This window comes from Pseudomonas paraversuta, assembly GCF_904063065.1.
Taxonomy (GTDB): Bacteria; Pseudomonadota; Gammaproteobacteria; order Pseudomonadales; family Pseudomonadaceae; genus Aquipseudomonas; species Aquipseudomonas paraversuta.
The window spans coordinates 66,412-80,273 of the sequence record NZ_CAJFCL010000003.1; the positions used below are offsets into that span (position 1 = coordinate 66,412).

Sequence of the window (13,862 nt, forward strand, 5' to 3'; positions counted from 1 at the left end):
AAGCCCTGTGACAACGTCCGCTGTTTAGCCCAGACGAATATTTAAACTTTGCCCGTGACCGGTGCGTGCTGCGCCAATCAGCTGTTGGCGGGCTGCGGCATTCAGTGGATTGATCCAGCTGACCACCGTGTGGCTTCGGCCCAGGCGCAGAGCTTCGCAGGTGAGTTGCAGCGTGCTTTTATTGCCGTTGGGCTGCAGCAGCAAAATACGTTCACGGTTGAGGCCGGCATCCCGTAGCCAGCTTTGAGTCAGGCTGGCGGGTGGCGCTATCAGTGTCAGCCAGCGGTCGTCCGGTTGTTCGCTCAGTTCGCGCAGCATGGGCGCAAGCAGGTTCAGGCAGTTTCCGGCAGCACCGCGCAGCGACAGTTCACTGAATGCTTCGGGTTCGACGCTCCAGGGTGAATCGAGCACGTCTTTGATCGCGGGGGTCATTGGTTTTGCCATGAACGCCTCGAAAAGATTGAGTTGTGCTGGCAGCGGTGTGTGTGGGAACTGCATGAAGCCTCCTTTAGCGGCGAATGACGCCGACACTCAAGCCTTCAATGACCAGTTCCTGGTCCTTGAGGTTGACTTCAATCGGGGCGAAGTCAGGGTTCTCGGCGATTAGCCAGACCTTGTTACCTTCACGCTTGAAGCGCTTTACCGTCACTTCGTCGTCGATGCGGGCCACGACAATCTGGCCGTTACGGGCTTCGCGACAGGTATGAACGGCAAGCAGGTCGCCATCAAAGATGCCGACGTCCTTCATGCTCATGCCTTGCACCCGCAGCAAATAGTCAGCGCGCGGATGGAAGAAGGTCGGGTTGATATTGCATGACTCTTCGACGTGCTCCTGCGCCAGGATCGGGGCGCCGGCAGCAACCCGGCCGATGATGGGCAGGGTGGATTCGTCGGACTTGGCTTCGAAACCGGGGATGCGAATGCCCCGCGATGCTCCCGGAGTCATCTCGATGGCACCCTTGCGGGCAAGGGCCTTGAGGTGTTCTTCGGCGGCGTTCGGCGACTTGAAGCCCAGCTCCTGTGCGATCTCGGCACGGGTGGGCGGGTATCCGTTGTCATCCAGGCATCGCTTGATGAAGGCCAGGATCTCAGCTTGGCGTGGCGTCAGTTTTAGCATGTTGATCGCTCTGTCTTTTTATACAGTGACTGGGATTATATACAGTGATAGCTGATTGGCAATCACCCATTTTCAGGAGTCCGCCGGACGGTCGCCTGTCAGGCTACGCACTTTATCAGCTGCGACCCGGCGGGCCGAGGCTGTGGTTAAATGCGAAACCGCCCGGTCGCAATGTGAATACGTCACCTTGACTTTTTACAAGCTGAAACGTATGTTTCAAACAACTGTTTAAATGTTTGTCAGGCGGAGTAGCCATGGCCCAGTCGGAAACCGTTGAACGTATCCTTGATGCTGCCGAGCAGCTGTTCGCGGAAAAAGGGTTTGCCGAAACCTCATTGCGGCTGATTACCAGCAAGGCCGGGGTTAATCTTGCGGCTGTCAATTACCATTTCGGTTCAAAAAAAGCGCTGATCCAGGCAGTTTTTTCGCGGTTTCTGGGGCCTTTTTGCGCCAACCTCGATCGAGAGCTGGAGCGCCGTCAGGCCAGGCCGGAGAATCGGCCCACCCTTGAAGAACTGCTGGAAATGCTGGTGGAGCAGGCGCTGGTAATCCAGCCCCGCAGCGGCAATGACCTGTCTATCTTCATGCGCTTGCTGGGGCTGGCATTCAGTCAGAGCCAGGGGCATTTGCGGCGCTACCTTGAAGACATGTACGGCAAGGTTTTCCGCCGCTACATGTTGCTGGTCAACGAGGCCGCCCCGCAAATCCCCCCGATCGAACTGTTCTGGCGCGTGCATTTCATGCTCGGCGCGGCGGCTTTCAGCATGTCCGGAATCAAGGCATTGCGGGCCATTGCCGAAACCGACTTCGGGGTAAACACCTCGATCGAACAGGTGATGCGTCTGATGGTGCCTTTCCTCGCCGCAGGCATGCGTGCTGAAAGCGGCGTGGTTGATCCGGCAATGGCCGCCGCACAGCTTCGTCCCCGCAGCAAAACCCCGCAGGTCAGCGTCAAGGTTTGACCTGCTGCGGGTGGGCGTGGCAGCTGAGTTCCGCTAAGCTAGCTGCCATGTTCGTTCCTGATCCATTTCCTGTTGCCGACTCGCTGCTGTCTCATTCAGGTGAGGCCCGTAGCCCTGTGTCCGCTATTTTTTATTCAAAGGATTATCCATGAGTTCTGCCCTGCAAGGCTCCTTGATGGTGGACGTCGCCGGTACCTGGCTGACGGCCGAAGATCGGCAATTGTTGCGCCAGCCTGAAGTGGGCGGGTTGATCATTTTTGCCCGTAACATCGAGCACCCGCGCCAGGTGCGTGAGCTCAGTGCGTCGATTCGCGCCATTCGTCCTGACTTGCTGCTGGCGGTCGACCAGGAAGGCGGGCGGGTTCAGCGTCTGCGTCAGGGCTTCGTGCGTCTGCCGGCCATGCGCGCAATTGCCGATAACCCCAATGCCGAGTACCTGGCCGAACAGTGTGGCTGGATCATGGCCACCGAAGTGCTGGCTGTCGGGCTGGACCTGAGTTTCGCCCCGGTACTGGATCTGGATTACCAGCGCAGTGCTGTGGTCGGTAGCCGTTCATTCGAGGGTGACCCGCAGCGTGCAGCAGTGTTGGCCGGGGCGTTCATTCGCGGGATGAATGATGCGGGCATGGCTGCAACCGGCAAGCATTTCCCCGGTCACGGCTGGGCCGAGGCCGATTCCCATGTAGCGATTCCCGTAGACGAACGCAGTCTTGAGCAGATCCGCAGCCATGACCTGGTGCCATTTGCCCTGTTGAGCAAGCACCTGGCGGCAGTCATGCCGGCCCATGTGATCTATCCGCAAGTGGACAGCCAGCCAGCCGGATTTTCCCGTCGCTGGTTGCAGGATATTTTGCGCGGCGAGCTTGAGTTTGACGGCGTGATCTTCAGTGACGATCTGTCGATGGCCGGCGCCCATGTGGTCGGCGATGCTGCCAGCCGTATCGAAGCGGCGCTGTCGGCCGGTTGCGACATGGGCCTGGTGTGCAACGACCGGGCAGCGGCCGAGCTGGCACTCAGTGCAGCGCAGCGTCTGAAGGTGACCCCTTCACCGCGGATTGCACGCATGCGTGGCCAGGCATGGGCCAGCACCGACTATCGCGAGAGCCCGCGCTGGCTGGTGGCGATGGGTGCGCTTAGAGATGCCCAGCTGATTGATTGAAGGGCCAATGCAATAAAACTGCAGGAGCGTCGACCGGCTGCTCCTGCAGCATTCACGTTGTTTCAGCGCTTTTCGATTTTCGGCGGCAACGGTGCAAACAGCGCATCGATGTCGTCGTCCTGCAGTTTCCAGTCTCCGGCTATGCGGCCATCCAGAACCCCTGCGGCCAAATCCGATTTTTCCTGCTGCAAGTGCTGGATTTTCTCCTCCACGGTGCCGCGGGCAATCATCTTGTACACAAACACCGGTTTTTCCTGGCCGATGCGGTAGGCGCGGTCGGTCGCCTGGTTTTCCGCCGCCGGGTTCCACCACGGGTCGTAGTGGATCACGGTGTCAGCCTCGGTCAGGTTCAAGCCCACGCCGCCAGCCTTCAGGCTGATCAGAAAGATTTGCAGGGTGCCGCTCTGGAAGTCCTTCACCGGTGCGCGACGGTCACGGGTTTGCCCGGTGAGGATGGCGTAGCGCACCTTGCGTTTCTGCAGTTCGGCTTCGATCAGCCCGAGCATCGAAGTGAACTGCGAAAACAGCAGGATGCGCCGGCCTTCGGCGAACAATTCTTCAAGCATCAGCATCAGGCTGTCGAGCTTGCCGGAGGTGCTGCCTTTTTTCGGCGGGGTGTCACTGACCAGTCGCAGGTCGCAGCACACCTGACGCAGTTTTAGCAGGGCTTCAAGAATGATGATCTGGCTGCGACCCACACCTTTGCGGGTGATTTCGTCGCGGACCTTTTTGTCCATGGCCAGGCGCATGGTCTCGTACACATCGCGCTGGGCTTCGTTGAGATCCACCCAGTGGATGATCTCGGTCTTGGGCGGCAGTTCGGTCGCCACCTGCTCCTTGGTGCGGCGCAACAGAAAAGGCTTGATCCGTGCATTGAGGTGCTGCAAACGCTCGTCGCTGCCCTGGCGCTCGATGGGCACCCGGTAATCGCGGTTGAAGGTTTTGACATCGCCCAGCCAGCCGGGCAGCAAGAAGTGGAACAGTGACCACAGCTCGCCCAGGTGGTTTTCCAGCGGTGTGCCGCTCAGGCACAGGCGCTGACGTGCATTCAGTTCGCAGGCCGCCTGTGAGGCCTTGCTGCCGGGGTTCTTGATGTACTGCGCCTCATCCAGCACCAGTACATGCAGCGGCAGTTTTGCCAGCTGTTCAATGTCTTTTGGCAGCAGCGCATAGGTGGTCAGGATCACGTCATAGTCGTTGAGGTGCTCAAAGTGCTTTTTACGCGTCGCGCCATACAGCGCCAGCACCTTGAGCTGCGGGGTGAAATGCGCTGCCTCGTCGAGCCAGTTGGGGATCAGGCTGGTGGGCATGACCACCATGGCCGGGCGATCCAGGCGCCCGGCATTTTTCTCGCAGAGGATATGCGCCAGGGTTTGCAGGGTTTTACCCAGCCCCATGTCATCGGCAAGAATCCCCCCGACCTCCAGTTGACGCAGTGACTGCATCCAGCTCAGGCCTTCCAGCTGGTAGGGGCGCAGGTTGGCGTTGAGGCCCTCGGGAGCTTCGACGCTGAAGTCCTTGATATCCCGCAGGCGCTGGGCAAAGCCGCGGATGTGCTCGCCGCCTTCCCAGCGCAGGGGCAATGCATCCAGGGCGTTAAGCCGCGGAGCGTCGGCACTTTTGATCCGCAGGCTGGTGGCGCCCGGCTCTCCCAGATAAAACTCGTCCAGGGTCGCCAGCACCGGTTTCAGGCGGCCATAGGGCAGAGCCACTTGCAGCGGGCCGTGGCCACTGTTGGGAGTGGTGGGGATGTTCACCAGAATCAGTTCGTCGTCCCGGCGCCTGGCCAGTTTTTCCGGGCTCAGCAGATCGGTATGGGAGCGCATCAGGTTCAACAGGATCGGCAGCAAACTCAGGCGCTGGCCGTTGACGATGATCCCCAGTTCCAGGTCGAACCAGTCGTGCTCCGGGGCCTCGTCGACGTTGGCGTACCAGTCTTGCACCGGGCTCAGGTCAAAACCGAAGTCTTCATCGATCTGCAGTTCCCAGCCCTGTTCGCGCAGGCCGGGCATTTGATTGAGGGTGAAGTTGAGCCAGGCACTGTCGTTGACCATTTCAAACAGCTCGCCGGCGCTTTCAGGCAGCGCCTTGCTCTGGCGGGTGGCGATTTTGAAACCCAGGGTGCGCAGTTGCTCGCGAAAGGCGTTTTCCGCCTCCGGCTGGCGTTTGATGCGCAGGGTCTGGTGTTCCTGGCGAATCAGGATGTCGGCGTTTTTTTGCCCGCTGGCGTATTGCTCGAGGTAATTGAACGACAGCGCGGCGCGGTGCTGGATATAACGCTGCATCTTGCCGTTGCGCGGTTCAAAGGCGCTGAACTCGGCACTGGCCAGCCATAGGCGCGGCACCGGTTGCACGTCATCGATCAGCACTTCGGGCAGGTTGGCAGGGCGACGCGAGTCGAGTACGGCCTGGAGTTTTTCCAGAAGCTCGGCGTCCTGGGCGGCGGCAGGGTAGTTCAAGGTTTCTTCAATCTTCAGTAATACGGCAGCAGTGTGCTTGCAATTGGCCCGCACCGGGCAGGTGCAGTTGGCGCTCACCAGCAGCAATGTGCCTTTGGCCGAGTCGCGCAATTCAATGGTCTGGCGGTAGGTGTTTTCGCCCGAACCCTGACAGCTGGCAGTAATCAGGCTGTCACCGATCTGCACAATCCTGACGCGGTTTTGCCTGGCGTAGCTGCGGCCACGTTCCAGGCTTTGCTCTTTGAAGCGACTGACCCAGGTCGGTGCGAGCGGCTTGGTCAGTTGCGGGGTCAGGCTCACGGACATGGGTACTTCATTCAGGGCGACTTCGGTGTCAGGCGCTCAAACAGCGCCTCAATAGTGTTGAAGCGTTCTTCGGCACGTTCCATCGGCACCATGAACTTGAACACGGTGGCGCCTTCGAATTTGTAACGGTTGGGCTGGCCTTGAATCAGCTTGATCAGCACCAGCGGGTCAACCGGCGTGTCCGCGGCAAACTCGATGCGTCCGCCCTGGGGGCCGGCATCGACCTTTTTGATCCCCAGTTGTTCGGCCTGCAACTTGAGCAGGGTAATGCGCACCAGATTTTTGCTTGGCTCGGGCAGCAGGCCAAAGCGGTCGATCATCTCGACCTGCAAATCCTTGAGACCGTCTTCGTCGCTGGCATTGGCAATGCGTTTGTAGAGGATCAGCCGGGTGTGCACATCCGGGAGATAGGCTTCAGGAATCAGCGCCGGTACCCGCAGGTTGATTTCCGGCCCGCCGCCCAGGGGCTGGTCGAGGTTGGGCTGTTCGCCCTTGCGGATCGACTTCACCGCGCGCTCGAGCATTTCCATGTATAGGGTAAAGCCGACGGCCTGGATCTGGCCGCTTTGGCCGTCACCGAGCAGCTCGCCCGCACCACGGATTTCCAGGTCATTGGTGGCCAGCACAAAGCCGGCCCCCAGGTCCTGGGTATTGGCGATGGCTTCCAGACGCTTTTGCGCGTCGCCGGTAATTTGCTGGCGCGGGGGTGTCAGCAGGTAGGCGTAAGCCTGGTGGTGACTGCGTCCAACCCGGCCGCGCAACTGGTGCAACTGAGCCAGGCCGAACTTGTCGGCGCGCTCGATGATGATGGTGTTGGCGCTCGGCACGTCGATGCCGGTCTCGATGATGGTCGAGGCGATCAGCACGTTGAAACGCTTGTGATAGAAGTCGCTCATCACCTGTTCGAGTTCGCGCTCGCGCATTTGCCCGTGTCCGATACCGATCCGTGCTTCTGGCACCAGCTCTGCCAGTTCGGCGGCGCATTTCTCGATGGTTTTGACATCGTTGTGCAGGTAGTAAACCTGGCCGCCGCGTAACAGTTCACGCAACAACGCCTCTTTGACGGTGCTGTTGTTCTGCTCCATGACAAAGGTGCGCACCGACAGGCGGCGGGCAGGCGGGGTGGCAATGATCGACAGGTCGCGCATGCCGGACACGGCCATGTTCAAGGTGCGCGGGATTGGCGTTGCGGTGAGGGTCAGAATGTCGACCTCGCTGCGCAGGGCCTTGAGCTGTTCTTTCTGACGTACCCCGAAGCGGTGCTCTTCGTCGATGATCACCAGGCCGAGGTTTTTGATTTTGACGTCGTCCTGCAGCAACTTGTGGGTGCCGATCACGATGTCGATCTTGCCTTCGGCCAGCTGGGCCACGGCGGCGTTGATTTCTTTGGCCGATTTGAAGCGGCTCATTACCTCTACCGTTACCGGCCAGTCGGCGAAGCGGTCGCGGAAGCTGTTGTAGTGCTGCTGGGCGAGCAGGGTGGTGGGCACCAGAATCGCCACCTGACGGCCGCCATGCACGGCAATGAAGGCGGCGCGCATGGCCACTTCGGTTTTGCCGAAGCCCACATCGCCACACACCAGCCGGTCCATTGGCTTGGGCGACAACATGTCGGCGCGCACGGCTTCGATGGTGGTTTGCTGGTCCGGGGTTTCCTCGAACGGGAAGCCGGCGCTGAAAGTTGCGTAATCGGCCTTCGGATCGGCAAACGCATGGCCTTCACGGGCAGCCCGGCGGGCATAGATGTCCAGCAGCTCGGCAGCCACGTCACGGACCTGCTCGGCGGCTTTGCGCTTGGCTTTTTGCCAGGTTTCAGAGCCCAAACGATGCAGCGGTGCCAGTTCATCGTCGCTGCCGGTGTAGCGGGCGATCAGGTGCAGGTTGGCCACGGGCACGTAGAGCTTGGCGCCCTCGGCGTATTCCAGGGTCAGAAACTCGGCCACCTGATTGTCGACTTCCAGCGTCGCCAGCCCTTGATAGCGGCCGACCCCGTGGTCGATATGCACCACCGGTGCGCCTTCGCGCAGTTCGGTGAGGTTTTTGATCACTGCATCGTTGTTGGCGTCGGCGCGTTTTTCGCGACGGCGACGCTGCATCACCCGTTGCCCGAACAAGGGGCTTTCGGCGATCAGGGCCAGGGCCGGGTCGTCCAGCAGCAGGCCTTCATCCAGCGGCGCAATGGTAATGGCCAGACGGTGTTTGCTGGCGACGAAGTCGGGCCAGTTTTCGACGGTTTTCGGGCGAAGTTTCAGACGTTCCAGCAGTTCGAGCAGCACTTCGCGGCGACCGGCAGATTCGGCGGTAAACAGCACGCGGCCATCAAACTGCTCTAGAAAGCCGGACAATGCCGCCAGTGGCTGATTGGCCTTGGCTTCTATCGCCAGATTCGGCAACGGCCGGGCCGGGAAGCGCTCGCGGCTGCTGCCGGCATCTACGTCGTCCTGGCTGGCGACTACCCGTGGCCAGTTTTTCAGCCGGGCGAAGCAGTCGTCCACCGGCAGGAACAGCTCGGCAGGGGGCAGCAACGGGCGGGACGGGTCGATGCGGCGTTCTTCGTAGCGGTTGCGCACGTCAGACCAGAAATTCTCCGCGGCCTGCTCGATACCGGGCAGCGAGAACACTTGCGTATCCCCCGGCAAGTAGTCGAACAGGGTCGAGGTTTCATCGAAAAACAGCGGCAGGTAGTACTCGATACCGGCCGGGGTGATCCCGCTGCTCAGGTCCTGAAAGATCGGGCAACGGCGGAAATCCACATCGAAGCGTTCGCGAAAGCGCGCCTTGAACCGGGTTACAGCATCTTTTTGCAGCGGAAACTCCCGGGCCGGCAGCAAGCGTACCGATTCGACCTTGTCGATGGAACGCTGGGTTTCCGGGTCGAAAGTGCGCAAGGTTTCGATTTCGTCGTCGAACAGGTCAATCCGGTAGGGCAGTTTGCTGCCCATCGGGAACAGGTCGATCAAGGCACCACGTACCGCGAACTCGCCGTGTTCGTACACCGTGTCGACGCAGCGATAACCGCTGGCCTCAAGCCGGGTGCGCATTTGCTCGACGTCCAGCTTCTGGCCGATATCCAGCACCAGGCTGCTACCCAGCAAAAACCGGGTCGGAGCCAGGCGATGTAGGGCGGTGGTGATCGGCACTACCAAAACGCCATGACTCAGTTCCGGCAACCGGTACAGGCTGGCGATGCGCTGGGAAATGATGTCCTGGTGCGGCGAGAACAGATCGTAGGGCAGGGTTTCCCAGTCGGGAAAATGCAGCACCGGCAACTCGGGCGCGAAAAACCTCAATTCCTGCTCCAGGCGTTCGGCGCTTTGGCTGTCGGCGGTCAGGAGCAGGGTGAAGCGCTGGGCGGCGCTGGCAGCTTCGGCGATTGCGAGGCTCAGGGCGGCACCGGGCAGATTGCCCCAGTGCTGTTTACCTGCAGTGGCAGGGAGTTTCGGTAGACGCAGGACGGGCACGGAAGGTTGAGCTCCAAGCGTTGCGACAAAGTCGGCAATTGTAACGGGCCAAGGGGCTGGCTGTCAGTTGCAGTCTTTAAAGGGGGGGTGAATTCTGTGCGTGATACCGGACATGGGGCTGTCGCGGGGGAGGATCAAGGGCTGAAAACCCATGAAAACCAGGGTGTTATAAATTTTTTTACCTTTATTTGCTGGGGCTTAAACGTTTCAGTTCGGGCGTGTGACAGGCGTGCATTGCCCAGGCAGGGGCGCAACTGCATAATGTAGCCCCTTTTTTCAGCCCCTACATGTGGAAGGTTCCCGTGACTCAGAAGCCCGACCAGTGTCTTGGTGAATGGATCGACCGTGAAGCACTCGCAGAAGCGATGATCCCGCTAATCGGTCAGCTCTACCGCAATAACAATGTGGTGAGTTCGATCTATGGCCGCAGCCTGATCAACCGTTCAGTCATCGCGATTCTCAAAGCTCATCGCTTTGCCCGTCATCGCCAGTCCGATGACAGCGAATTGTCCGTACACGAAACTTTCCCTCTGCTTAAAGCAATGAGCGAGCTCAAGCTCGGTGCTGCTTCGGTAGACCTGGGCAAGCTGGCCGTTAAATTCAAGGCCGAAGCCAATGGCCGTACTGCCGAGCAGTTCGTGCGCGAAGAACTGGCCGATGTAGTGGGTCAGCAAAATGCTTCTGCCCGCAAAGGCACTGACGTTGTGCTGTACGGCTTCGGTCGTATCGGCCGTCTGCTGGCGCGCATCCTGATCGAAAAAACCGGTGGTGGCGACGGTCTGCGTCTGCGTGCCATCGTTGTGCGCAAAGGCGCCGAAAACGATCTGGTCAAGCGTGCAAGCTTGCTGCGTCGTGACTCGGTACATGGTCCGTTCGATGGCACCATCGTTATTGATGAAGTCAACAACACCATCACCGCCAACGGCAACCTGATCCAGGTGATCTACGCGAAGAACCCGACTGAAGTGGACTACACCCAGTACGGCATTCAGAACGCATTGCTGGTGGACAACACCGGTGTATGGCGTGACGCCGAAGGCCTTGGCCAGCACCTGGCTTGCCCTGGCATTGACCGTGTGGTGTTGACCGCACCGGGCAAAGGCAAGCTGAAAAACATCGTTCACGGTATCAACCACGGCGAAATCACCGCAGACGACAAGATCGTTTCGGCGGCATCCTGCACCACCAACGCCATCGTGCCGGTGCTCAAGGCTGTCAACGACAAGTTCGGCATCGTCAACGGTCACGTTGAAACGGTTCACTCGTACACCAACGACCAGAACCTGATCGACAACTTCCACAAGGGCGACCGCCGTGGCCGTAGCGCCGCGCTGAACATGGTTATCACCGAAACCGGCGCTGCCACCGCTGCTGCCAAGGCTCTGCCCGAGCTGGCCGGCAAGCTGACCGGTAACGCGATCCGCGTTCCGACGCCAAACGTTTCGATGGCCATCCTCAACCTGAACCTTGAGAAGCCGGCTACCCGTGAAGAAATGAACGAGTACCTGCGCTACATGGCGCTGCACTCCGATCTGCACAAGCAAATCGACTACGTGAACTCCCAGGAAGTGGTTTCCACTGACTTCGTAGGTTCGCGTCACGCCGGTGTGGTCGATGCTGAAGCGACTATCTGCAATGACAACCGCGTTGTTCTGTACGTGTGGTACGACAACGAATTCGGTTACAGCTGCCAGGTAGTTCGCGTGATGGAAGACATGGCCGGGGTCAACCCGCCAGCGTTCCCGCGCTAAGCAACCGCCGCAACTGAAAACGCCCCGACTGGTTCGGGGCGTTTTTGTGTGCGCTGTAAAATTGTCAAAAACATCGCGAGGCGAGCTCGCTCCTACATGGTTTTAGCTGTTAGCCGGGATTGTGGCTTGAGCGGTGCGCAGTTCGTGTTTATTGCCGCGAAACAGCACTACGGTGGCAATCAGGCCCGGTGCAGTCGCCAGGCTAGTAGGAGCGAGCTTGTCTCGCGATCTTTTAGAAGATCAAAACATCGCGAGGCGAGCTCGCTCCTACATGGTTTTAGCTGTTAGCCGGGATTGCGGCTTGAGCGGTGCGCAGTTCGTGTTTATTGCCACGGAACAGCGCTACGGTGGCAATCAGGCCCGGTGCAGTCGCCAGGCTAGTAGGAGCGAGCTTGTCTCGCGATCTTTTAGAAGATCAAAACATCGCGAGGCGAGCTCGCTCCTACATGGTTTTAGCTGTTAGCCGGGATTGCGGCTTGAGCGGTACGCAGTTCGTGTTTATTGCCACGGAACAGCACTACGGTGGCAATCAGGCCCAGTACCGCTGCGCCTGTCAGCCACAGGCCCGGTGCCGCCTTGTTGTCCAGTACGTGGATCAGGTAGGTGCAAGCCGCCGGAGTAAAGCCGCCAAAGGTCGCAGTGGCCAGGCTATAAGCCAGGGAGAAGCCTGTGGTGCGCACCTCGACCGGCATGATTTCGGTAAGGGCCACCACCATGGCGCCGTTGTACGAGCCATACAGGAACGACAACCACAACTCGACGATCAGCAGATGGCTGAAGCTCGGGTTGGCCACCAGCCAGGACAGCGCCGGATAAGCAGTCAGGATCGCCAGGAGGGTCGCGCCCAGCAGCAACGGTTTACGTCCTACCTTGTCGGACAGTGCGCCCATCACCGGCAGCCAGAAGAAGTTCGACAGGCCAATGCACACCGTCACCAACAGGGCATCGAAATCCGACAGGTGCAGTTCTGACTTGCCGAAGGTCGGGGTGTAGGCGGTGATCAGGTAGAACGACACGGTGGTCATCACCACCAGGGCCATGCCGCCCAGCACCAGTCCGAAGTTCTGACCGATGGAACGAACTATTTCACGCAGGGTAGGGTGATGCGTTCGGGCTTCGAACTCAGGGGTTTCTTCCATCGATTTACGGATGACAAAGATCACCGGCACGATCATGCAGCCGATCAGGAACGGGATGCGCCAGCCCCAGTCACCCATGTCTTCTGGGCTCAGCCAGTGGTTGAGGCCAACCCCGAGCAGGCCGGCGAACACCACTGCCGCTTGCTGGCTAGCCGATTGCCAGCTAACGAAGAAGCCTTTGCGACCCGGGGTAGCGATTTCCGCCAGGTACACCGAAACGCCGCCCAGTTCCACGCCCGCTGAAAAACCTTGCAGCAAGCGCCCCAGCAACACCAGTAACGGGGCTGCGACACCCAGGGTGGCATAACCCGGCACACAGGCAATCAGCACTGTGCCCATGGCCATCAGGGCGAGGGTAATGATCAGGCCTTTGCGCCGACCGTGACGGTCGATGTAGGCGCCGAGAAAGATTGCACCCAGCGGGCGCATCAGGAAGCCTGCGCCAAAAGTAGCCAGGGCAAGCATTAATGAAGCGAAGGCGCTGTCGGACGGAAAGAAGGTTTTGGCAATGGCTGTGGCGTAGAAGCCAAAGACCATGAAGTCGAACATCTCGAGAAAGTTACCGCTGACAACGCGAAAAATCGCCTTGCCTTTGCCCGTACTGGAGCCCATCAGAAATCACCCGCTGTTATCTGTTTTATGCGTAATCCATGTTTTTTACTCGTCCACACTGCAAGATCAAGGCTTGTGCCGTTGTGCAAAACAGTTTTGTAACGATATGTGTATCCGTTGCTGTAGGCAACTGTAGTTGCAACTACAGGATGGCTCAGGGGGTATGCGCCAGCAGGGTCTGGCGCAGCTTTTCAGGAAGTCCGTCCGGGCCGAGCCAGATGCCGAGATAGGCCTTGGCCAGCTCCGGGTCAGGGCTGTTGAAGATGACTTTGCCATTGCGTTCAAGGTTCAGGCCGCGTTGCGGGTCATAGTCCAGGGCGTAGCGATCGCCCCGTTTGATATGGCCAAAGCTGGCCTGCAGTTGTTTCAGCGGTTGTTCCAGGCGGGCGAGGGTGGCTGCCGGCTGCTGGCGTTTGAGAATGGCTGCAGAAGCCCGGGTTACATCGCTGTGATCGAGGTCGCGCAGATAGAACAGTTCCAGGCGCATGGCGCGCTGTTCATCGAACGCTTGTTGCGGGGTGAGGCCGGGCCGGGTGAACAGTGCTGCGGCATAGATGTCGGCCCACAGATACGTCAGTACGATCTGGCCCCTGCGCTCCATGGGCTGCGAGCCTCCCTGCCACTGTGCGGCAAAGCCGGCTTGTTTGAGCTGCGCGGATTCATCGGCGAGGGCTGCGGCGCTAAAAGTCAGCACCAGGACGATCAACAGCTGGCGCATGGACGCAATCCTGATCGATGGGTGGTTAAAGGTTATGCCAGTTTTGTGAAAGCATGACGAAGATCTGTGCAGGAGCGAGCTTGCCCGCGAGCAGGCTAGCTCTTGCAGGGGGTGCGCGCGTCTGAACGATGCGCCGCGGACAAAAATAGTTTTCGACCAGACCAAGGGTTAATGTTCG

9 protein-coding genes are annotated in these 13,862 nt (G+C 59.6%); 3 read left to right on the forward strand and 6 right to left on the reverse strand.

Annotated elements, in window-relative coordinates; translation table 11 throughout:
* Positions 1-24: 24 nt before the first annotated feature.
* Both sulA and lexA read right to left on the reverse strand, forming a co-directional pair.
* A complete protein-coding gene (gene sulA, locus JQ845_RS06430; protein WP_003446622.1) occupies positions 25-498 on the reverse strand; it encodes an SOS-induced cell division inhibitor SulA in 474 nt (157 codons plus the stop codon).
* Between the two features lie 10 nt (positions 499-508).
* Positions 509-1,117 (reverse strand): transcriptional repressor LexA, encoded by a 609-nt coding sequence (gene lexA / locus JQ845_RS06435; protein WP_003446624.1) that lies wholly within the window; start codon positions 1,115-1,117, stop codon positions 509-511.
* A gap of 254 nt (positions 1,118-1,371) precedes the next feature.
* Between lexA and JQ845_RS06440 the strand changes: the two genes are divergently transcribed.
* Entirely contained in the window at positions 1,372-2,079 is a 708-nt protein-coding gene (locus JQ845_RS06440; protein ID WP_003446626.1) for a TetR/AcrR family transcriptional regulator, read from the forward strand.
* Between the two features lie 160 nt (positions 2,080-2,239).
* Entirely contained in the window at positions 2,240-3,238 is a 999-nt protein-coding gene (gene nagZ / locus JQ845_RS06445; protein ID WP_177412936.1) for a beta-N-acetylhexosaminidase, read from the forward strand.
* Positions 3,239-3,300: 62 nt separating this feature from the next.
* Here the strand turns inward: nagZ and JQ845_RS06450 are convergent, their stop codons facing one another.
* Positions 3,301-6,003 (reverse strand): DEAD/DEAH box helicase, encoded by a 2,703-nt coding sequence (locus JQ845_RS06450; protein WP_003446629.1) that lies wholly within the window; start codon positions 6,001-6,003, stop codon positions 3,301-3,303.
* Between the two features lie 11 nt (positions 6,004-6,014).
* Positions 6,015-9,464, reverse strand: a complete 3,450-nt coding sequence (mfd, locus tag JQ845_RS06455; RefSeq protein WP_203008776.1) for a transcription-repair coupling factor — start codon at positions 9,462-9,464, stop codon at positions 6,015-6,017.
* A 287-nt stretch (positions 9,465-9,751) separates the two neighbouring features.
* Here mfd and JQ845_RS06460 point away from each other — a divergent pair, with 287 nt between their 5' ends.
* Positions 9,752-11,215: a glyceraldehyde-3-phosphate dehydrogenase gene (locus JQ845_RS06460; RefSeq protein ID WP_029612746.1), complete on the forward strand. Its 1,464-nt coding sequence runs from the start codon at positions 9,752-9,754 to the stop codon at positions 11,213-11,215.
* A gap of 452 nt (positions 11,216-11,667) precedes the next feature.
* On the opposite strand, the gene tcuC is transcribed toward JQ845_RS06460, so the two are convergent.
* Together tcuC and JQ845_RS06470 are read right to left on the reverse strand one after the other, a co-directional pair.
* Entirely contained in the window at positions 11,668-12,966 is a 1,299-nt protein-coding gene (tcuC, locus tag JQ845_RS06465; protein WP_003446635.1) for an MFS transporter, read from the reverse strand.
* A gap of 154 nt (positions 12,967-13,120) precedes the next feature.
* Positions 13,121-13,684, reverse strand: coding sequence for a chalcone isomerase family protein (locus JQ845_RS06470; protein ID WP_161720064.1), 564 nt, complete (start codon positions 13,682-13,684; stop codon positions 13,121-13,123).
* Positions 13,685-13,862: the final 178 nt, after the last annotated feature.

Bases quoted from the DNA above. Each gene is read 5' to 3' on its own strand.
- sulA (WP_003446622.1), bottom strand. From the start codon at position 498: ATGCAGTTCCCACACACACCGCTGCCAGCACAACTCAATCTTTTCGAG.
- lexA (WP_003446624.1), bottom strand. From the start codon at position 1,117: ATGCTAAAACTGACGCCACGCCAAGCTGAGATCCTGGCCTTCATCAAG.
- JQ845_RS06440 (WP_003446626.1), top strand. From the start codon at position 1,372: ATGGCCCAGTCGGAAACCGTTGAACGTATCCTTGATGCTGCCGAGCAG.
- JQ845_RS06450 (WP_003446629.1), bottom strand. From the start codon at position 6,003: ATGTCCGTGAGCCTGACCCCGCAACTGACCAAGCCGCTCGCACCGACC.
- JQ845_RS06460 (WP_029612746.1), top strand. From the start codon at position 9,752: ATGTGGAAGGTTCCCGTGACTCAGAAGCCCGACCAGTGTCTTGGTGAA.
- tcuC (WP_003446635.1), bottom strand. From the start codon at position 12,966: ATGGGCTCCAGTACGGGCAAAGGCAAGGCGATTTTTCGCGTTGTCAGC.
- JQ845_RS06470 (WP_161720064.1), bottom strand. From the start codon at position 13,684: ATGCGCCAGCTGTTGATCGTCCTGGTGCTGACTTTTAGCGCCGCAGCC.